At 27.3% G+C, this 22,283-nt stretch carries 16 protein-coding genes; 15 read left to right on the top strand and 1 reads right to left on the bottom strand.

The annotated features are described in order from the left end of the window. Positions 1–37 precede the first annotated feature (37 nt). The 9 genes from H8923_RS10550 to H8923_RS10590 all read left to right on the top strand — a co-directional run bounded on the left by H8923_RS10550 (position 38) and on the right by H8923_RS10590 (position 13,783). Positions 38–3,229 carry a ligand-binding sensor domain-containing protein gene (locus H8923_RS10550; RefSeq protein WP_243139888.1) on the top strand — a complete coding sequence of 1,064 codons (3,192 nt, stop codon included), beginning with the start codon at positions 38–40 and terminating at the stop codon, positions 3,227–3,229. A gap of 177 nt (positions 3,230–3,406) precedes the next feature. Beyond that, entirely contained in the window at positions 3,407–3,916 is a 510-nt protein-coding gene (locus H8923_RS10555) for a superoxide dismutase family protein (RefSeq protein ID WP_147541318.1), read from the top strand. A 231-nt stretch (positions 3,917–4,147) separates the two neighbouring features. Then, entirely contained in the window at positions 4,148–5,218 is a 1,071-nt protein-coding gene (locus tag H8923_RS10560) for an ABC transporter ATP-binding protein (protein ID WP_153924663.1), read from the top strand. Then, entirely contained in the window at positions 5,218–6,099 is an 882-nt protein-coding gene (locus H8923_RS10565) for a carbohydrate ABC transporter permease (RefSeq protein ID WP_147541316.1), read from the top strand. Before H8923_RS10560 ends, H8923_RS10565 begins: the two co-directional genes overlap by 1 nt. 8 nt (positions 6,100–6,107) lie before the next feature. Continuing rightward, positions 6,108–6,926 (top strand): carbohydrate ABC transporter permease, encoded by an 819-nt coding sequence (locus H8923_RS10570; RefSeq protein WP_153924665.1) that lies wholly within the window; start codon positions 6,108–6,110, stop codon positions 6,924–6,926. Beyond that, a complete protein-coding gene (locus tag H8923_RS10575) occupies positions 6,910–8,205 on the top strand; it encodes an MBL fold metallo-hydrolase (protein ID WP_187127912.1) in 1,296 nt (431 codons plus the stop codon). The genes H8923_RS10570 and H8923_RS10575 overlap by 17 nt, the downstream gene beginning before the upstream one ends. A 14-nt stretch (positions 8,206–8,219) precedes the next feature. Beyond that, the gene (locus H8923_RS10580; protein WP_153924668.1) at positions 8,220–9,473 is read left to right on the top strand and encodes an ABC transporter substrate-binding protein; all 1,254 of its coding nucleotides are present in this window, start codon (positions 8,220–8,222) and stop codon (positions 9,471–9,473) included. A gap of 156 nt (positions 9,474–9,629) precedes the next feature. Then, positions 9,630–11,144 carry a bifunctional metallophosphatase/5'-nucleotidase gene (locus tag H8923_RS10585; RefSeq protein WP_153924670.1) on the top strand — a complete coding sequence of 505 codons (1,515 nt, stop codon included), beginning with the start codon at positions 9,630–9,632 and terminating at the stop codon, positions 11,142–11,144. 245 nt (positions 11,145–11,389) lie between these two features. Next, positions 11,390–13,783, top strand: a complete 2,394-nt coding sequence (locus H8923_RS10590) for a PAS domain S-box protein (protein WP_153924673.1) — start codon at positions 11,390–11,392, stop codon at positions 13,781–13,783. A gap of 104 nt (positions 13,784–13,887) precedes the next feature. Here H8923_RS10590 and H8923_RS10595 read toward each other — a convergent pair whose 3' ends face one another. Beyond that, on the bottom strand, positions 13,888–14,844 hold the full coding sequence (locus H8923_RS10595) for a calcium/sodium antiporter (protein WP_153924676.1): 957 nt from the start codon (positions 14,842–14,844) through the stop codon (positions 13,888–13,890). Between the two features lie 214 nt (positions 14,845–15,058). Between H8923_RS10595 and pfkB the strand changes: the two genes are divergently transcribed. The 6 genes from pfkB (at position 15,059) to ypdE (ending at position 22,277) form a co-directional block, all read left to right on the top strand. After that, positions 15,059–16,000, top strand: coding sequence for a 1-phosphofructokinase (pfkB, locus tag H8923_RS10600; RefSeq protein ID WP_153924679.1), 942 nt, complete (start codon positions 15,059–15,061; stop codon positions 15,998–16,000). Between the two features lie 76 nt (positions 16,001–16,076). Further along, entirely contained in the window at positions 16,077–16,802 is a 726-nt protein-coding gene (locus H8923_RS10605) for a GntR family transcriptional regulator (protein WP_153924682.1), read from the top strand. A 120-nt stretch (positions 16,803–16,922) separates the two neighbouring features. Then, positions 16,923–18,107 carry an SIS domain-containing protein gene (agaS, locus tag H8923_RS10610; protein ID WP_147541307.1) on the top strand — a complete coding sequence of 395 codons (1,185 nt, stop codon included), beginning with the start codon at positions 16,923–16,925 and terminating at the stop codon, positions 18,105–18,107. Positions 18,108–18,154: 47 nt separating this feature from the next. Further along, entirely contained in the window at positions 18,155–19,009 is an 855-nt protein-coding gene (gene gatY, locus H8923_RS10615; protein WP_147541306.1) for a tagatose-bisphosphate aldolase subunit GatY, read from the top strand. A 310-nt stretch (positions 19,010–19,319) separates the two neighbouring features. Beyond that, a complete protein-coding gene (locus H8923_RS10620; protein ID WP_153924685.1) occupies positions 19,320–21,230 on the top strand; it encodes a BglG family transcription antiterminator in 1,911 nt (636 codons plus the stop codon). Between the two features lie 3 nt (positions 21,231–21,233). Beyond that, positions 21,234–22,277 carry an aminopeptidase gene (gene ypdE, locus H8923_RS10625; protein WP_153924687.1) on the top strand — a complete coding sequence of 348 codons (1,044 nt, stop codon included), beginning with the start codon at positions 21,234–21,236 and terminating at the stop codon, positions 22,275–22,277. Positions 22,278–22,283 lie beyond the last annotated feature (6 nt).

The raw sequence follows: 22,283 nt of genomic DNA on the forward strand, positions 1-22,283 counted from the left end.
GATATGACGAATTTTAATGATAAAAGGTGATATAAAAATGAAAATGTACAAAAATATTATAATGATTATAATAACTTTGATATTTGTAAATAGATTTGTAGATAATGCATATGCTGAGGAGCATATAAACTTTGAAAATATAACAATTGACGATGGATTATCACAATCTACAGTAGAAGCAATGTATCAAGATAGTCGAGGATATATATGGATAGGAACCAATGATGGATTGAATAGATATAATGGGTTTGAAATAAAAGTATATAAAGCCGATAAAGGGATTGAGAATACTATAGCTAGTAACCACATTTTAAGCATAAGTGAGGATAAAAAAAGAAACTTATGGGTTGGAACTGATAATGGTATAAGTAAAATAAACCTAGATAATTACTCTATAGTTAACTATAGCTATTATAATGATGATAAGAGGACTCCTTATTATAATATAAATAGTATTTTAATTACTGAAGATGAAACTATTGTAATGGGCACTAGCAATGGTTTGTATTATTATAATGAAGAAAATGATAGTTTTAAAAGGATACTTGAGAATAAAAATATATTAACAAGTCAAGATATAATAGATATTAAAGAGGATTCAGAGAATAATATATGGATAGCAACTGATACTGGGATAAATAAAGTAGATAAGAAGAATAAAAGAATTTATAAATATGAATCTAATAAAGAGAATTCTTCAAGTGGGTATAAAATTAACTCTCTTATGTGTGATAATGGAGGGAATTTATGGATATCAACATATGAAAATGGAATAAAAAAATTAAATATAAAAACTAATAAAATTATAACATATACATTTGACGAAAATAATAAATTTTCTATACCGTCAAATGGTGTTAGAGATATGATACAGGATAAATATGGAACCATATGGATAGCAACGGAAAAAGGTCTAAGTAAATATATTAAAGATGATAAATTTATTACGTATACTAATAAAAGTTATGATAATAATAGTTTAATTAATGATACTGTATATACTATTATAGAAGATAGTACTGGTTTGATATGGGTTGGAACATATACGGGTATAAGTATATTTGACCCAACAGAGCATATAAAGCAATATAAGAATGACCCTCTTGATAAAAACTCATTAAGCAATAATGTTATTCATGGAATTTATGAGGATGAAGAGGGTTTATTATGGGTAGGAACTAGAGATAAAGGTGTAAATATTATTAATATGAAAGAAAATGAATTTAATTATATTAATGAAGGTAATAGTAATTATGATTTAAGTAGCGATTCTATAAAAGTAATTACAGGAAAAGGAAATAGAGTATGGATAGGAACTAGGAATGGTGTAAATGAAGTAGATAAAGATACTATGATTGTAAAAAAGTATACCATTGAAAATGGATTAGTAAGTAATAATATAAAAAGTTTACTTTTAGATAGTAAGGGTTACTTATGGATAGGAACTCCTGATGGACTTAATATCTTAAATACAAAAACAAATGAAATTATAGATATTACAAATACTCTTAATGAACATGGAATATTAGATACCTATATTGAAGATATTTATGAAGATAGTAGTGGAACGTATTGGATTGGAAATTTTATATTAGGAGGATTAATAAAAATTAATCCAAAGGATGAAAGTATAAAAGTTTATATGACTTTTGATACAAATAATAAAGATAACGAAGACGATATTAATAGTATAAGGTCTATAATAGAAGATGAGACTGGAAATTTATGGATTGGGACGAGTGAAGGCTTAGTTAAATTCAATAAAACTACAGAAAATTTTAAACGATATACTGATAAAGATGGTTTACCTAACAATACTATTTATGGCGTTCTAATTGATAATGACGGAAATCCATGGATGAGTACAAATAATGGAATTTCTAAGTTTGATATTAAGGAAAATAAATTTAGAAACTTAAGCAGTACAGATGGATTACAGAGTAATGAATTCAATGGAAAGGCCTATTATAAAACAAAAGATGGTCAATTTTTATTTGGAGGAGTAAAGGGGTTAAATGCTTTTTATCCAGAAGATGTTCAAGACTCACAATATATCCCAAAAATAACTTTTGATAATTTTGAAGTAGGAGGTAAGAATTACAGCAATATAGACGGTTTAAATTTTAATTATAATGATAATTTATTCAGAATAAAATATTTTATACCAGAATATAAGAAAAATAATAATGTACAGTTTTATTACAAGTTAGAAGGATACATAGAAGATTGGATATTAGTGAATAGTAATGAAGTAATATTTAATAAACTAGATCCAGGAAAGTATACATTCAAGATAAAAGCAAGAAGTCAGAATGGTACTATTGGAAAAGAAAGCAGTATAAGTTTTACAGTAAATCAACCTTTATGGAAAACTAAGGGGGCAATAGTATTATATGTAGGAGTATTCTTAACTGTGATCTATATGCAAATAACTAAGGTAAGAAGATTAGATGCATTGATAAACAAAAGAACTCAAGAATTAAATAAAGAGATGCAAAAAAATAGCGAACTACTGAATAAAGTTATAGAAGCAGAAAGAAGTAAAAATAATTACTTTATAAACCTTTCGCATGAACTAAGAACGCCTTTAAATGTAATTAGTTCAGTAGAACAGTTAATTACAAATCTTAGTAAGTCAGAAAAAGGCATAACTAAAGAAAAATTAGAATACTATATGGACGTAATGAAGAAAAACATTACTAGACTATTAAACTTAATAAATAATATAATAGATACAACTAAGGTTGAAAATGGAAAATATAAAATTACTTTACAAGAACAAGATATTGTTTATATAGTAGAAGAAACTGCACTAGGTCTAAAGGATGCTATAGAATCTTTAGGTATCAATTTTATAATTGATACAGATGTAGAAGAAAAAATAATAAGATGTGATAAATATGAGATTGAAAGGTGTATTGTGAATTTATTAAGTAATGCATCTAAATTTACACCAAAAGATGGAACTATTAAAGTTGATATAAAAGACTTGGGCAAAAGAGTAATGATAAGTATAGAAGATACGGGAATTGGTATAGCTAAAAAATATCATGAAACAATTTTTAATAGATTTAATCAGATACTTGATGAAAATACTGAAGTTAAAGGTGGAAGTGGATTAGGATTAACTATTACTAAGCATATTATAGACTTACACAATGGAGAAATATATGTTGAAAGTGAAAAGGATAAAGGAACGAAATTTATAATTATTTTACCTGAAAAATAAATTAATATATCACATTAAATTTTGAAAAGATATTGACCAAATAGTCAATATCTTTTTATTTTAGAAATCCTAGGATAACTAATTAAGTTATATATTAATATTTAAAGTTAACATTATATATAAATAAATCATAAAATACCTTGTGAAATAAAATTATTATAGCTTAGGGAGGTAGATATGGATAATTCTTCTTGTCACAAATATGATATACAACAAATATTTGGTTTATATAATGCGTCTAAACCAAATGCATATGCACGTATAAAAGGAGGACCATTAGCACCATGTATTGTAGGTGATATATTTTTATACCAGTTAGATGAAGGGGTTTATATTAAAGCTTATATAACTGGTATTCCTAATATAAATAATCAAACTAGTTCCTTTCATGGATTTCATATCCATGAAGTTGGGGATTGTACAGTAGGTAATGCGAATGATCCTTTTACAGCTGCTAAATCACATTATAATCCAACTGGTGCAGAGCATCCTATGCATGCTGGAGACTTACCACCAATTTTATCTGCAAATGGGGTAGGTATACTTTCTTTTTATACTAATAGATTCACTGTTGATCAAGTTATAGGAAAGTCATTTATATTGCATCAAGGTTATGATGATTTTACATCACAACCTGCAGGAAATGCTGGATCTAGATTAGCTTGTGGAGTTATAGTTTATTATTAAAGTTTAATGTAAAAACAAAATATAAAAACTATAAAAGCTCATAGACGATGCAAATTGTCTGTGGGCTTTATTTAATTTTATAATTTAAAACATTATATTCTTTGTACTCAAATAAATATTTATTTTTTGAACATAATAAATTAAAGAGAATATAAGAGTGAATTAGTATGATTATATTGTTTATGGATTAGTGCAAATATAAAAATTAAAATAGAATATTAGAGGTGAAATATGATACATATTGAGAAACTTAAAAAAGTTTATGATAACGGCTATGAAGCTTTAAAAAGCATTGACCTAGAAATAAATGAAGGAGAACTTATTTGTTTATTAGGTCCTAGTGGTTGTGGAAAAACAACAATTCTTAATTTACTAGCAGGCTTATTAGACCCTACTAGTGGTGATATTAGATTTGATAATGAATCGATAATTGGAAAGCATCCAAAAGATAGAAATATTGGTTTAGTATTTCAAAACTATGCACTATATCCACATATGAGTGTTCTAGAGAATGTTATGTTTCCTCTTACTGTTGGAAAAAATAAAAAAACAAAGAGTGAAGCCTTCGAAGCTGCAAAAAAATATATGAAAGTTACAAGTATTGAAGAGTTAGCAGATAAAAAGCCAGGAGAAATGTCAGGGGGTCAGCAACAAAGAGTTGCTATAACAAGGGCATTAGTTCAAAATCCTAAGATATTATTGCTAGATGAGCCATTAAGTAATTTAGATGCAAGACTTAGATTAAAAATAAGAGAAGAAATTAGAAGATTAGTTAAGGAGATTGGTATTACGACCATATTTGTAACTCATGACCAAGAAGAAGCTTTATCTATAAGTGACAGAATAGTCTTGATGAACCAAGGAATTGTGCAACAATTTGATATGCCTCAAAATTTATACTTAGAACCAGCTAATTTATTTGTAGCTAAGTTTATGGGAAATCCAATAATTAATACTTATGAAATGAAAAAAGAAGGAAATGTATTAAAAGGTGATGATTTTTCAATTGATATAAATTTATTAAATAAGAATAGATTTAAAGATGAATTGAATGAAGAAAATTATGTTGTTGGAATTAGGGCAGAGTATTTTGAATTAAGTAAAAATCCTTTATTTAGAGTTAAAATTGAATCTACTGAATTAATAGGAAAAGATTGCATTTTAAACTTTTATGTTAATGGTAAGATTTCAAAATCAGTTACAGATACGCATAATAAGATAACTGAAGGTGAAGGAGTAGGATTTGATATTGATTACAATAGCATTTATATATTTAAAGAGAATGGAGTTAGAGTGTACTAATGAGAAAATTAAAATACAGTGCTGAAAACTCACCACAAGCATGGCTGTTCTTATTACCTGCTTTGATAATAATAGGGATATTTAATGTATTCCCATTATTTAGAACCTTCATTATATCTTTCCAAAAAGGAACTTTAAATAATTTAGTTTACAATGGTACAAGAAATTACCAAATTGTTTTAAATGACCCTAAATTTCATACAGCAATTGGAAATACATCACTTTACGCTTTTATAGTTGTTCCTGTAGGACTTATAATATCTATGTTTATTGCAGTTACAATTTATGAAAAAATAAGATACAAAGATGTTTTTGAAACTATATTCTTCATACCATATTTAACAAGTATAATCGCAGTTGGTATTGTATTTAGATTTTTATTAAATGGGGATTATGGTTTTGTTAATTATCTATTAGGATTAATAAGAATTGGACCAATAAATTTCTTAGATGACCCTAAAATGAGTATGTTTACTCTTATTATATTTGGTATTTGGTCATCACTTGCATTTAATATAATTATATTACTTTCAGGATTAAGAAATGTAGATGATAGTTATTATAAAGTTGCAGATATGTTTGGTGCAACAAAGAAAGAACAATTTTTTAGGATAACATTACCACAAATGATACCAATCATTACATTTTTACTAATGGTAAACTTTATAAATGCATTTAAGGTATATTCACAAGTGTTTGCTATATTTAATGGAAAAGCTGGTATCGCAGATAGTGCTACTACTGCTGTTTTTTATATTTTCAATAAGTTCTATGTTGAAAATCGATATGGTCAAGGTATGGCAGCTGCAGTTATACTATTTATTTTAATTTTAATTTTCACAGTAATTCAAAACTTTGTACTAAAGAGAATATCTAAGTAGGTGAAAACATGAAAAAATTTAATTCAGTTTTATCGTATATATTTATTATTATTATGTCGGTAATTACATTGTTTCCTTTTGTATATATGATTTTATCAAGTTTTATGACTTTTCAAGAGGCAACTAGTTTACCACCAACATTAATACCTAAACATTTTCAATGGGAAAACTTCCGTTTAGCAATGGAGCAAGCTCCATTTGTTAGATATTTTTTCAACACTATTATAGTTGCAGGACTATCAACAATAGGAACTTTAATAACTTCTATTCTTGCGGCATTTGCATTAGTTAAATTAGAGTTTAAATATAAAAATGTCGTTATATTATGTATGGCAGCACTACTTATGGTGCCATATGAAGTTACAGTATTTACAAATTATCAAACTATAGCACAACTTGGACTACTAGACACATACACCGCTTTAATAGTACCATCTCTTGCAAGTGTATTTTATATATTTTATTTAAATGGATATCTTGCAAGTATACCTTTATCTTATTATAAAGCAGCAAAAATTGATGGATGCAGTGATTTAGAATTTATTCGTAGAATATTAATTCCATTAGCAAAACCGTCGTTATTCACTATGGGAATATTAAGTTTTATTAATGGATGGAATTCATTCTTATGGCCAATCCTTGTTACTAATAGCAAAGAAATGAGGTTGTTGAGTAATGGATTAAGCTCATTCGCTACTGAAAGTGGTACAAATGTTCAACTACAGATGGCTGCATCTACAATAGCTATAGTACCAATTTTAATTTTATATTTAATTTTTAGAAAACAAATAATCAGAGGAGTTGTTAAGAGTGGTATTAAAGGATAAAAAAACGAAAATTACATTTCATAATGGAATTTTAACTATAGGAGGAACTATTATAGAAGTTTCCTATGAAGATAGCCATATATTCTTTGACTTTGGAAGTGAATATGACCCAGCATCAGAAGTACAACCTACAGACTTACAAGGTTTATTAGATGAAGGATTAGTTCCATATTTAAACAATATATATGATCCAAGTATACATATAAGAGGATATAAGTCATATGAAGATGATTTTAAATACACTGCGGTATTTTTATCGCATGTTCATTTAGATCACTCTAAGATTGTTAATTATTTGAATCCAAATATACCGATGTATACCTTAGAAGGTACAAAATCGTTGCTTAATACTTTAAATATTAATGACGATTTTCTTTTTCCTTTTCATGAAAAGAAAAACTCAAATACTAGAGATATCGTTGGAGTAAAAGAAAATGAAATTATTGAAGTTGGAAAGATTCAGGTTAAGGTAATTCCGGTTGATCATGATGCATATGGAGCATGTGGATTATTAATTAATACACCAGATTTAGTAATTTCATATACTGGTGATATTAGACTTCATGGTTATAGAAAAGAAGATACATTAAATTTTTGTGAGGAAAGTAAAAATTGTGATGTATTACTAATAGAAGGCGTTAGTGTATCTTTTCAAGATTTTGATGAGGATATCAGTGATAAAGAAATATCTAATGAACAACAGTTAATAGATAAAATTAATGAAATAATTAAAAATAACCCTAATAAGCAAATAACATTTAATTATTATATTTCAAATATAGAAAGAATTTTAAATATAATAAAGACTAATTCAAGAATAGTTGTTTTAGATGCATATTACTCATATGTACTAAAGGAAGCTACTGGATATGAGTCTTATTATTATCAATTAGATGATAAAGAGTACGGATTAAATGAAAAGTACAAAATAGATTTTGAAGAATTACTAAATGATGAAGAGCGCTTTTTCTGGCAATTAGATGTACTTGCTGTTTTACATATGGATAAATTAAAAAAAGGTGGAATTTATATTCATTCTAATGCAACTCCATTAGGTGAATTTGATCCAGCATATAAAACATTCGTAGAATTATTTAATAACCACGATATAGAATTTGTTAGATTATCATGTAGTGGTCATGCTCATCCATATGACTTAATTAAAATAATAAACTTAATTAAACCTAAGCTTTTAGTTCCGATTCATTCTTATCATCCAGAAAGACTTTACAATGAATCAGGAGATGTATTATTACCAGAAAGAGGACAAACAATATAAAAGGAGGCAAAAAAATGAAGTATAAAAAGCTAGTAGCAATAGCTTTATCAGTAGGTCTAATGACTGCTTGTGGTAAAGCTCCTACAACAACTAATGAAGAAATAGTTACTGAAATTAAGGATCCAGTAGAAATAACATTTTGGCATGCAATGAACGGTGAACAAGAAAAAGCCCTACAAAAACTAACTAAAGAGTTTACTGATAAAAATACTAATATAAAAGTAACTTTACAAAATCAATCTAGCTATCCCGATTTACAGCAAAAAATAACTGCTACCCTTGCAAGCCCAAAGGATTTACCAACAATAACTCAGGCATATCCTGACTGGATGTTAAATGCAGTACAAGATAATTTACTTGTTGATTTAGGGGCATATATAAACAATGATAAACTTAAATTTGATAATTATGATGATATCTTATCAAGTTTTAGAGAATCATCAAAAATAGATGGGAAAATATATGGTATACCATTTAATAAATCAACAGAAGTTATTTGGTATAACAAAACATTATTTGATGAATTAAATATAAAACCTCCAACAAGTTACGAAGAATTAACTAAGGTTGCGAAAGAAATAAAAGATAAAAAAGGCATTGTAGGTGCTGGATTTGACTCATTAAATACTTACTATACTACTTTTTTAAAGAAAGAAGGGGTAGTATTTGATTCAAAATTTGATCCAACTAGTGATGCATCAGTTAAAGCTGTAAACTATTATTTAGATGGTATTAAAGAAGGCTATTTTAGAATAGCAGGTACAGACAAATTTTTATCAGGGCCATTTGGTAATGGAACTTTAGCTATGTATATAGGATCTAATGCCGGAGAATCTTTTGTTAAACAAAGTGTTGGTGATAAATTTGAAGTTGGTGTTGCTCCTTATCCATCAAAACCATCTTTACAACAAGGTACTGATGTATATATGTTCTCTAGTGCAACTACAGAACAAAGAACTGCAGCATATGAATATTTAAAATTCATGACTACAACAGAAAATCAGATTACATGGGCTAAAGAAACTGGATACATACCAGTTAGAAAAAGCGCTATTGATTCAGATCAATATAAAAACTCTGGAAGTTTAATAGCCCCAATTTTAGCAGATGCAACTAGTGATTTATATACAAATCCTATTTTAAGTGGTGCAGATAGTGCATTCCGTGAATCAGGAACAGTATTAGAATCAATATTAGCTGCTCCTAATACTGATATAAATAAAAAATTAGAAGAATTTAAAAACTCTTTAAATTCAATTTGGGAATAAGTAATTAGAATATAATAAAATGCAGGGGTTATCTTAATATTGTGTTTTAAGATAGCCCTTTTAATCTTTATTAAAATATTATTTTAAACAATAAAATAAAGTACGTAATGATTAAGTCTTATAGATAAAAGAATTAATTCTAAAAGGAGAAACTTTATGAAACTTGCTATATATCAAACAAGTGATTTACATGGATATGTATATCCAACTAATTATGTAATTGATCAATCACTTGGTATATTAAAAATTGGAAGTTATATATTAAAGGATGAGAAAAACTATGATGCATCTTTAAAGATAGATTGTGGAGACCTAATTCAAGGATCAGCACTTTCACATTATTTATCTAAAAAAGATATAATAGATAATCCAATTATTCAAGGATTAGAATTAATAGGATACAATGTATATGTTCTAGGAAATCATGAATTTAACTATGGATTAGGCTATCTAAATAATTCATATAAACCAGTTTCAAATAAAGTATTAAATGCAAATATTGAAGGACTACCATTTGAGACTAAGCCATATAAAATTTTTGATTTTAATGGATTTAAAATTGCATGTATTGGACTTACGACATCATTTATACCTAACTGGGAACATGAAAGCAATATTTCAAATATAAATTTCTTAGATCCTGTAGAAATGTATAGAAAATACGAGCATGAGTTAAAGAAAAATTCTGATTTTATTATAGTGTGTTATCATGGAGGATTTGAAAAGAGCTTAGATGAAAATATGACTCCTACTGAAAACTTGACTAAAGAAAATCAAGGAAGTGAACTTTTAGAAAACTTTGACTCAATTGATATTATTTTAAGCGGTCATCAACATAGATCTTTGATTGCTAAAATAAAAGGTGTTGTTTGCTCTCAACCTCTTAATAATGGTCAAAACTTTGCTAAAATTATTTTAGATACAGATACGAAAGAGATTAATTATAAACTAGTTGATGTTAGTGTATTAAATGATGAAATTGATGAAAAATTAGAAGAAATATTTAAGGATGTTCAGCTTGAGTTAAAGGATTACTTGGATGAAGAAATAGGCCATTTTGATAAAGATATTATAATTGATGATATTTTTACGGCTAGATTAAAAGGTCATCCATTTATTAATTTCTTACATGAAGTTCAGCTTGATATTTCACATGCTGATTTTTCTGCCTTATCATTATTTGATAGTGCAATTGGATTTAAAAAAAATGTATCAATTAGAGATGTACTAATTAATTATCCATATCCAAATACATTAAAAGTTTTAAAAATTAAAGGTAGTCAGTTAAAAGAAGCTATTGAAAAAAGCGCTACTTATTTTGTTATAGAAGATAGACATATTCAAATAAATAAGGATTTTCTTGTTCCTAAGGTACAGAATTATAATTATGATACATTTGGTGGATTAAAATATGAGATAGATTTATCTAAAGAATTTAACAATCGTGTGATATACATGGAAAAAGATAATCAACAAGTTAAGCTAGATGAATACTATACTATTGTTTTAAATAACTATCGTGCATCTAATACATCTATATATCCATGTTATGAAAATGTTGAAATTATAAAAGAAATTAATATAGATATGAGCGAGATTATAATAGATTATTTTCAAAAACATAATGAAGTCAAAGCAATTGATAAAGTTAATTATGTAATCAAATATTAAAATAAAAGGAGAAAAAATTATAGTTTAATAGTGATTTTTTCTCCTTTTATGCTTCTGTATTTCAAATTATTAATATAAAATATTTGCTAATGTTTTATTAAATTAATGGACTTGATTATGGAATAAAGTTGTTGACTATATAGAAATTAAGATTAATTGTAAAAAAATGTAAAAAATGTTAATATTATAATAAATATAAGGAATTATTGAGTTGGGATTTTTATTGAGGGGGATATTAGCTATATATGAAATCTATATTTAATAAATTTGATAAATATGTATTAGTAATAAGCTATGATGGAAATATAGTTTTTGCAAATGATAAATTATTGACAAGGCTAAAGTATGAAAAGGATGAATTATACAAACTGAATATAGATGATATATTAGTAACAAAAGATAATTTTAAAGCTAATTTATTAGATTTTTCAAAAGATATAAAGATCGATTTAAGTTTATATTCGAAGTATAAAGAAGTAATAAAGGTATATAGCGATATTAGTGTAGATTATTTTGAAAAAAATAAATCTATTTTTATTATATCTAAAGATAGAAAGTATAAATATTATACCATTGAGGATTTAGAAAATTTAATTGATAATTCGGGCAAGATGGCATATATAAAAGATGCAGATTCAAAATATTTATATTTAAATAAAGCATTTGCTGATGCTTCATTTAGAAAACAAGAAGATATGATAGGAACATACATGCAAGACTATATTGAAGAAGATTTAGTCAATCAATTTAAATATGATGATAAATTGGTTATAGAATCAAAACAATATAAATCATTTAATCAAAGTGCAATAATAGATGATGAAGAAGCTTGGTACGAGATTTATAAATCTCCAATATATAATGAAAATGGAGATTTTAAATACATGGTATGCACATTAAGAGACATAACACTAGAAAAAGGAATAAATGAAAAACTTTATAATAATTACAAACAAATAACTAATCTAAAAAATTTAGATATAGGAACTTCTCATATAGATATGTATGAATTATTAAAAAGTATAGGAAATAAAATAATAAATGGAACAAATGCCAGTGGATTTTCGGTACTGTTATATGATGAGAAAAAATGTAGTCTTATACCATACATTAAGTTAAAAGATTCAATTAGGGCTTTTGAAGATATAGATATAATACCGCTAATAAATGATGAAGAATATAACTATATGATAAATGGAGAATATGAGGGATTAAAACCAGTAAATGAATCACAGTTAAGATATGATATAAATGAAAACTACTTACCTCTTATAGAATATATAGGATCATACAAAATTAAGCTCTACGATGAATTTATAGGGATTCTAAATATATCTTATGAGGGTAAGTACACACCAGTTCATAACCAAGATGATTTTATGAAATCTATATGCAATACTATAGCTATGATTATTAAAAATTGTAGGCTTTCAGAAGAAATAAAAATGGAAAATGAAAAAAGAAAACTTACAGAACAAGAATTAGAACTTTATTTAAGTACAGCTGTGGATTTAGTTGCTAGTTTTGATGAAGATGGTTGCTTTATAAGTGTAAATTCAAATTGGACTAAGTTATTAGGGTGGAGTGAAGAAGATTTGCTTAATCATTCGTATACTGAATTTATACATATAGATGATATGGAAAAATATATATCTATTACAGATATGATAGATACTACAAATAAATTAGCGAATAGATACAGATGCAAAGATGGCAAATTTATATGGCTAGATTGGAACTTTAAGTATGATTCAGAAAAGAATATAGTAATAGGAACGGCAAAAGATATTACAGAACAAAAAAACATAGAAGAACAAAAAAGAAAGTTAGAAGAGAAAGTTCATTTAGAAAGTATTAAAAATGAATTCTTTGCAAATATATCTCATGAATTTAAAACACCTATTAACATAATATTAGGTATAACACAGTTAACTAAAAAAAATATAGATAATAATGATTTAAGTATGAAAAATTTGATTAAGTACCTAGACACTATAAAGCAAAATTCATATAGGCTTTTAAGATTAGTAAATAATCTTATAGATATAAGTAGAATAGATATTGGATATTATAATCTAATACCTTCAAATAATAATATAATAAGTGTAATAGAGGATATAACCCTTTCGGTAGTTGATTATGTAGAGGATAAAAATATAAATCTAATATTTGATACAGATATAGAAGAGGTGGTAACCTCTTGTGATCCTGACAAGATAGAAAGGGTTATACTTAACCTTTTATCTAATGCCATTAAGTATACATCAGAGCATGGGACAATTGAAGTTAATATATCCCATGATGTAGAGAATGTGAATGTATCTGTAAAAGATAATGGTGTAGGTATTCCATCAGATAAATTAGATATAATATTTGATAGATTTGGTCAAGCAAATAACCTATTAACTCGAAAGTGTGAGGGAAGTGGTATAGGTTTATCTTTAGTCAAGGCAATAATTGAGATGCATGGTGGAAAAATAAAAGTATATAGCAAACTAGGGAAGGGAACTGAGTTTGTCTTCAATATACCGATTATTAAGTTATTAGATAAAGATAAAGAGTATGTATTTAATTATGATAGTAAGGATTTTCATATAGAAAAATGTCATATAGAGTTTTCAGATATATACAGTTTATAATAACAGTTTATTTAATAAAGAAATAATTATAATTTTATTGTATAAAAAAGAGTGACTTATTCTATAGTCCTATGTAGTAATAGAATAAGTCACTCTTTTGTTTATTATCGAATCACTGTATACGTCATATATGCCAAATAGATAGCAATTAGTATAAAGCCTTGATTTTTTACAAGTGAATAATCTTTTTTCATAAATAAATATAAAAGGATTGTTATAGCAACCATAAATGCTATATCAATAAGAGCTAACATACTTATAGTAATAGGATTGATAAAAACAGCTAAACCTAAAACTAATAATATGTTAAATAAGTTTGAACCAATTACATTTCCTATAGCTATCTCAGTTTCACCTTTTTTTATTGCAACTATAGATGTAACAAATTCAGGTAAAGATGTACCCACAGCAACTATAGTTAAACCAACTAAGTTTGCGCTCATACCAAATGATTTTGCAATAGATGTAGCAGAATTTACGACCATATCTCCACCTATTACTATTCCTGCTATACCTACTATACATATTAATATAGTTTTAGGCATAGAAATTTCTTCTGATATTTCAGTATCTGTTGTTATAGCGACCTCATTACTACAATCATAGTTTTCTGTAACAGAATTCTTAGATCTTTTTACAGTACTTATTAAGAAGTAAACAAACACAAATAATAATATAAGGCCTTCCATTCTATTCATTTTTAAGTCTAGGCCGAATACTAACAACATTGAACTTACTATTATCAAAAATGGAGTCTCTTTCTTTATAGTTTCTTTTTGAACTGGTAATTTAGCAATTACCGCTGAAACCCCAAGAACCATAAGGATATTAAAGAAATTAGACCCTATAACGTTAGCAACACTCATATCATTTTGACCTGCTAATGATGATGTTATACTTACAGCGGCTTCTGGTGCTGATGTACCCATAGCAACTATTGTAAGACCTATAACCATAGCTGGAACATTGAATTTTCTTGCTATTGAAGCAGCACCTTCAACGAATATATCAGCTCCTTTTATTAAGAAAAAGAACCCTATTATTAAGATTAAAAATGACATATAAATTCCTCCATAAAATGTATAAAAATAAAGATCTATAAAAGAATAAGATACCATAATAATTGATTATATACAATTTATTTAACGTATTTTATATTAATATTTGAGAAAATCAATGTAAAAATACTTAAAGTGTAAAATTAGGTTTGACTACTTTTAAATACTATGTATACTATAGATTTATACAAATAAAATTCTTAAGGGGGATAAGAAAATGATTACTATATTAACATTTAATCCATCAATAGATAGGATGTATAGAGTAAATAGTATAGGAATAGGAGAAGTACAAAGAGTTACAAGTACAAAAGCTACTGCAGGGGGAAAAGGTTTAAATGTGACTAAGGTTTGTAAAATCTTGGGTGAAGAACCTTTAGCTATAGGATTTTTAGGTGGATTTAATGGAGAGTATATAAAAAATGAACTTAATAAGTTAGAAATAAAAAATAAATTTACAGCCATAAATCAAGAAACTAGAAATTGCTTGAATATAATCGAAGATAACTTAACTAGTACAGAGTTTTTAGAAAAAGGACCAGTTATAGATGATCAAGATTTAATAAAATTTGAAGCTGATTTAGAAAGTGTATTAGAGGAAACTAAGATATTAGTAGCTTCAGGTAGTTATTGTCAAAATATGCCTATAGATTATTATAAAATAATAGGTAATATATGCAAAAATAATAATATAAAATTTATATTAGATACATCTGGAGAAGCTTTAAAAGTAGCGTTAGAATCTAATCCATATTTAATAAAGCCGAATGCTGATGAAATTAAACAATTATTAAATATAAATATAGAATCAAAGGAAGAAATAATATATGCAGGTCTAAAACTACTTGAAATGGGAGCTCAAAATGTTTGCATATCATTAGGAAAAGATGGAATGATTTATTTAAATAATGATGAAGTATATGAAGTTAAGGTACCAAAAGTTGAAGCAGTTAATACCGTTGGTAGTGGAGACAGTACAATAGCAGGGTTCAGTGTTGGTATCTTGAGAAGTTATGATACTATAAATTTACTTAAATTAGCTAATTCTTGTGGTATTAGTAATGCTATGAACATAGAAACTGGATTTGTAAAATTAGATGAAGTAGAGAAGTACTATGAACAAGTACAGGTTAAGAAATTAGAATGTATTAACAATTAAGTTTATATTGACATATATGGAAAAATATTCTATATTGAAGATGTGGTAGTAACCACTCGGAGGAGACAAAAGCATTATGATAAATAGAAATGATAAAAGACCTATATATTACCAACTTGTTGAAATATTAAGGTCAAAAATTGAAAATGAGATGACTCCTAACGATAAAATGCTATCTGAAAGGGGAATATGTGAACAGTATGGAGTTAGCCGTACAACGGTCAGGCTTGCTATGGCAGAACTAGAGCATATGGGATACATCTACAAAAGGCATGGCAAAGGAACATTTGTTGCAGCTCTAAATAAAAATTCACAAAATTTAATGGATAGTTATAGTTTTACTGATCACATGAAAGAACAAGGTAAAAACCCAAGTACAAAAGTGTTATCTTTTGAAACTTTAGAAAGTACAAATTATTTTGCTGAGAACCTGGGAATATCACCTGGAGAAAAAATGATAAAGATTACACGACTAAGGTTAGCAGATGAATTACCTATGATGTTAGAAAGAACATACCTTCCAATGAAGTCGTTCTCAGGATTAACTGAAGATATGGTAACTAAAAAACCACTATATGAAATATTTAGAGAAAATTATAGTGAGATAATAAAAGTAGCAGATGAAGAATTCTCTGCAGGTTTACTATCAGATAGAGAAGCTCAATTACTAGAGGTTCCTGTAGACTCAGCTTGTTTGAAATTACTTAGAACAACTTATAACAATGATAATAGAGTAATTGAATTTACTTTAAGTGTTGCCAGAAGTGATAAGTTTGTGTATAAAGTAAGGCATCTGAGATAAAAGTTAAATACATCAAAAGTAAGAGTCTTAAGAAGATTCTTTTCTTTTAATAAAACTGGTTATAACCTCATTACCAATTATATTGATAATGATAAATTTAATAGATAAGGGGAGAATAAGATGTTTAATTTTGAAGATAAGAAATTAGAAGGATTAGGGGCAATAATAACTACAAAAGAAATAAAGCAACAACCAAAATTGTGGGCAGAAGCTTATGAAATATACAAAGCTAATAAAACTCAAATAAATGAATTTATAGAAAATATAGGGGAAAAGCATGGTCAGTTTAGAGTTATATTTACAGGTGCTGGTACTTCAGCTTATGTAGGTCAAACAATACTTCCATACATTAAGAAAAAATCAGATATAAGAAAATATATAGTAGAATCAATACCTACAACTGATATTGTTTCTAATCCATATGATTTTTATATGGAAGATGTTCCAACATTACTAGTGTCATTTGCTAGAAGTGGTAACAGTCCAGAAAGCTTAGCTGCTGTAAATTTAGGAAAGCAAATAGTTAAGGATTTTTATAGTTTAGCAATTACTTGTGCTCCAGAAGGGAAGCTTGCTCAAATAACTAAAAACGATGAGCATAATTATTTATTATTAATGCCAAGTAAATCAAATGATCAAGGATTTGCTATGACTGGAAGTTTCTCATGTATGATGTTATCAGCTATGTTAATATTTGATAACTTAGGAGAAGATAAAGAAAAATCATATATAGATGCAATAATAGATATGGGGAATAATGTAATAAGTAGAGAAGATGAAATAAGAAATTTAATAGATAAAGAATTTGATAGAGTTGTTTATTTAGGTTCAGGATGCTTGTGTGGATTAACTCAAGAAGCCCAACTTAAATTACTAGAGCTTACAGCTGGAAAGATAGCTACTGGATACGATTCAACTATGGGATTTAGACATGGGCCAAAATCATTTATAAATGAAAATACTTTAATATTTGTATTTACTTCTAATGATGAATATACAAGAAAATATGATTTAGATGTTTTAGAAGAAATAAATGGTGATAATATTGCTAAATTAACTTGTTCTATATCTGTTAATAAAGATCAAAACTTCTCTGGAGAGAAATTTGACTTTGATGCAAAATACAATGAATTACCAGATTTATATCTTGCATTCCCATATGTATTATTTGCTCAAACAGTTTCGTTATTAACTTCAGTCAAAGTTGGAAATACTCCTGATACTCCATCTCCATCAGGGACTGTTAATAGAGTTGTAAAAGGTGTAATAATACATGAGTATCAAGAGCAAGTAAAAAATATATAATTCATTTCATTAAGAATATAGATTAAATTATATGGGGGGATAAAAGCATGTCATTAGTAACAACAACTGAATTACTTAAAAATGCTCAAGAAGGTAATTATGCAATAGGAGCATTCAATGTAGAAAATATGGAAATGGTTATGGCTGTGATACAAGCTGCTGAGGAACTGAACTCTCCAGTTATATTACAAACAACTCCATCGACTGTTAAATATGCAGGACTTGATTATTATTTAGCAAATGCTAAAGTAGCTGCAGAAAGAGCATCAGTTCCAGTAGCTATGCATCTGGATCATGGTTCAAGTTTTGAACTTGCAATGCAAGCTTTAAGAACAGGATACACATCAATAATGATAGATGGGTCTCATGAAAGTTTTGAGGATAATATAGCATTATCAAAAGCAGTAGTTGATGCTAGTAGACCATCAGGTATTCCAGTAGAAGCTGAACTTGGAAAAGTTGGTGGAAAAGAAGATGACTTAGATGGTGGAGAAGGTAGTGCATATACAGATCCAATTGAAGCGAAGATCTTTGTAGATAGAACTGGAGTTTCTTCATTAGCCATAGCTATAGGGACTGCGCATGGTTTATATAAAGGAGAACCAAAGCTTGATTTAGATCGATTATCAGAAATACGTGAGGTTGTCTCAGTTCCATTAGTGTTACATGGAGGTTCTGGAATACCAGATGAAACTATAATAGAATCAATTAGAAGAGGAATATGCAAAGTTAACTACGCCACTGAGCTTCGTATAGCTTATAGTGAAGGAGTTAAAAAAGTTTTAAATGAAAATCCAGAAACTATAGACCCTAAAAAATACGGAGCAGAAGGATTAAAATGCGTTAAAGAATTTGTAAAACAAAAAATAGAGGTGTGTGGGTCTAACGGAAAAGCATGCTAAAATAATAAAAAAAGCGGTAAACTTTATATGAGTTTACCGTTTTTTTTATTATGATTAAATTGTAATTATTCTATTTTTATATTATTGATTAAGATAGTTTTTTCAAAAAAAGTATGAAAAAGCTAAACTTTTCATAATGATATATTCTATATATAATTTAAAGTGTAAAGGATAGTTATTAAACATCAATGTTAATGGGATACTTTTTTCACAAAATTTATGAAAAATCTCAGCTTTTATATAAATTTCTTTTATAATATAATGGGATTTGTAATAAACAGTATAATTTTGGAAAAAGGGAGGAGCATATATGCGAGAAAGTCTCATTCTTAAAGAGTTAAAAGACAGTGGTGATTATCTAAGTTTAGATTATTTCTCAAAGAAATTTGAAGTATCAACTAGAACAATAAGAAATGATATGAAGATAATCGCAATTGATGAAAAATGTAATGGGTTTAAAATAGAATATAAGAGTAAGCTGGGATATATTTTACAGATAGAAGATGAAATGAGATTTGAACGATATCTTAAAAGCTTATCCCCTGTTCCTTTAGATAGCCCAGAACAGCGATTAAATTCAATAACTGCATTACTTTTATTAAAAGATGATTATACAACTATAGAACAACTCAGCCAAGAGTTTTTAGTTAGCACATCTTTAATTAAAAATGATTTAAAAAGATTAAGTCAAAAACTTAAAGATACAAATTTAGAATTAGAACGTAAAGCACATTATGGGATTAAGATAATAGGACCAATTAAATATAAACAGAAGATTCTATCAGAAATTGCATCAAAAGATAATAGAAAGCTTGAAGAGTTTTATAGTAAATTTATCAGTGATAAGAAAATGGAAAATATAAAGACTACAGAGGAAAATATACTAGTTAAATATAAGCTAGAAGCAAACTTTGTAGAGCTTGAGGAATTAAAACTTCAATTAGTACTTTTATATATTAAAGCTAGTTTGAGGAGAAATAACGAAGAAAAAGAAATTACACAATTAAAGGTATCTTATAATGATATTATAATAGAACATATTATCAGAGAAGTTTTTTCTGAACTTCAATTTTTTATTACAGATGAGGAAAAGGATTACCTTAGTGATTTTATAAAAAGAAAAACTAAAAATAAGGAATCTGAAATAAATAGTGCTCAAAAAGATAAGTTACAAGAACTTATATATAATTTCTTTGAAGAGGTGGATAAAGGATATAACACTTATTTCTTAGAAGATAAAGAATTTTTTAATTTATTATATCTTCATATAGCATCTTTAATAGAACGTGTTAGGAGAGAACAAAATCTAAAAAATCCTTTCTCTCGTCAAATAAGTCATCAATATCCAACTGTATTTAATTTAGCAATTCAATTATCTAAGAGGCTAGAAAAAGAATATGGAATTAAGATTAATCAACATGAAATTGGATTTATAGCTACTCATATTGCAGTGCCTTTTGAAAAAAGACAAGGAGAAAATTTTAAACAAAAATACAAGATAGGAATAGTTTGTTCTTCGGGTGGAGGAAGTGCTTATTTAATTAAATTAAGATTACAAGAAATATTTCCAAATGCTGAGGTACAGAATTTTTCATTATTGGATAAAGATAAAATAGTAAACTTTTCACCAGATTTGATTTTTTCAATTACGGATTTAAGTTTTGAAGTGCATGCTCCTGTAATTTTAATAAAAGAGATACTAGATGATTTAGATTATTTAAAAATAAAGGAAAGTGTAAGATATGTAGATGATTTTGGAAAAGTAACTAATCCTAAACAGTATTTCTTAAGTTTATTTAGCAAGAAACATTTTACTTGTATTACACAAAAATCAGAATATAAAGGCATTCTTGACACGATGGCACAAAAAGTAGTTGAAGATGGGGCCTGTGCACCGAGTTATCCAAAAGATGTTTGGGAGCGAGAGAGTTTTCTAAATACAATATATACAAATGGGGTTACAATTCCACATCCAATTGAAATGACAGGGAATAAAAACTTAATATCAGTAGGTCTTGTACAAACTGATATTGAATACGAAGAACGTAAACCTAAAATTATATTTATGGTTTCTTTAATAAAAGGAAATCTTGAATTACATAAACTAGTTACAAAGCATCTTAGTATTATTATGGAAGATGAAAGTGTTGTTAATAGATTAAGGGAATCACAGTCATATGAAGAATTCATGCATAAGTTAAAAAATAGCCTGGGGGGATAGCAGATGAATTTAGAGTTTCTAAAAAAACTATCAGAAGCAGATGGAATAGCATCTAATGAAGGGGAAGTTAGAAAAGTACTGTTAGATGAGTTAAAATCACACAGCGATAATATAGTTTGTGATGGATTGGGAAGTATTATTTTTTCAAAAGAAATAAATGAGAATGCACCTAAAATTATGATTTGTGCTCATATGGATGAAGTAGGTTTCATAGTAAGAAGCATAAGTAAAGATGGAATGATCCATTTAATGGTAGTTGGTGGAGTTAAACCTTTAGCACAACACTTACAGAAAGTAAGGATAACAACTGAAAGTGGAGTTAAAATACCTGCGATTATAAATGGTACTTATAAAAATGAAGCAACAGAAGATTTATATGCAGATATAGGCGCTTATACAGATGAAGAAGTATATAATTTAGGAATTCAAGTTGGAGATATGGTAACATATGCAACTGAGTTCGAAAAGTTTTCACTTCCTAATAGATTAGTAGGTAAAGCCTTTGATGATCGTCTAGGATGTTTCGTAATGGGAGAAGTACTAAAAAATTTAGATGATAAAAAATTAAATAGTAATATTTACTTCGCAGCTACTAGTAGCGAAGAAGTAGGTATAAGAGGAGCAAAAACAGCAGCGCAATTAATAAACCCAGATGTTGTATTTGTAATAGATGTAGCCTGCCATAGAAATGAGTTTGTACGCGATCATACAAATAAAAAGCAAATTGATAAAGGTGTAATGCTTATGCATTTTGATAGAACATTAGCACCAAATAAAAAAATGATAAATTATGTGAAGGAAACTGCAAGTAATATAAATGTTCCACTTCAACACGATATGTTCAAATCGGGTGGAACTGATGGAGGAGAAGCACACAAGGTAAATGAAGGAAAGCCAACTGTAGTTACTTGTCTTCCAGTTAGATATGGTCATTGTGCTTTTTCAATAGTAAGTCCAATAGATCTTGAATTAATGATTAAGTTATATACAGAATTAATATTAAATTTTGATTCTGAAAAATACAAAGAAATAAAAAAATTTATCTAAGAGGAG

This window comes from Romboutsia faecis (assembly GCF_014323405.1).
Taxonomy (GTDB): domain Bacteria; phylum Bacillota; class Clostridia; order Peptostreptococcales; family Peptostreptococcaceae; genus Romboutsia_E; species Romboutsia_E faecis.

Excerpts from the sequence above, each read along its gene's own strand:
- H8923_RS10550 (WP_243139888.1), top strand. The coding sequence starts at position 38 with ATGAAAATGTACAAAAATATTATAATGATTATAATAACTTTGATATTT.
- H8923_RS10555 (WP_147541318.1), top strand. The coding sequence starts at position 3,407 with ATGGATAATTCTTCTTGTCACAAATATGATATACAACAAATATTTGGT.
- H8923_RS10560 (WP_153924663.1), top strand. The coding sequence starts at position 4,148 with ATGATACATATTGAGAAACTTAAAAAAGTTTATGATAACGGCTATGAA.
- H8923_RS10565 (WP_147541316.1), top strand. The coding sequence starts at position 5,218 with ATGAGAAAATTAAAATACAGTGCTGAAAACTCACCACAAGCATGGCTG.
- H8923_RS10570 (WP_153924665.1), top strand. The coding sequence starts at position 6,108 with ATGAAAAAATTTAATTCAGTTTTATCGTATATATTTATTATTATTATG.
- H8923_RS10580 (WP_153924668.1), top strand. The coding sequence starts at position 8,220 with ATGAAGTATAAAAAGCTAGTAGCAATAGCTTTATCAGTAGGTCTAATG.
- H8923_RS10585 (WP_153924670.1), top strand. The coding sequence starts at position 9,630 with ATGAAACTTGCTATATATCAAACAAGTGATTTACATGGATATGTATAT.
- H8923_RS10590 (WP_153924673.1), top strand. The coding sequence starts at position 11,390 with ATGAAATCTATATTTAATAAATTTGATAAATATGTATTAGTAATAAGC.
- H8923_RS10595 (WP_153924676.1), bottom strand. The coding sequence starts at position 14,844 with ATGTCATTTTTAATCTTAATAATAGGGTTCTTTTTCTTAATAAAAGGA.
- pfkB (WP_153924679.1), top strand. The coding sequence starts at position 15,059 with ATGATTACTATATTAACATTTAATCCATCAATAGATAGGATGTATAGA.
- H8923_RS10605 (WP_153924682.1), top strand. The coding sequence starts at position 16,077 with ATGATAAATAGAAATGATAAAAGACCTATATATTACCAACTTGTTGAA.
- agaS (WP_147541307.1), top strand. The coding sequence starts at position 16,923 with ATGTTTAATTTTGAAGATAAGAAATTAGAAGGATTAGGGGCAATAATA.
- gatY (WP_147541306.1), top strand. The coding sequence starts at position 18,155 with ATGTCATTAGTAACAACAACTGAATTACTTAAAAATGCTCAAGAAGGT.
- H8923_RS10620 (WP_153924685.1), top strand. The coding sequence starts at position 19,320 with ATGCGAGAAAGTCTCATTCTTAAAGAGTTAAAAGACAGTGGTGATTAT.
- ypdE (WP_153924687.1), top strand. The coding sequence starts at position 21,234 with ATGAATTTAGAGTTTCTAAAAAAACTATCAGAAGCAGATGGAATAGCA.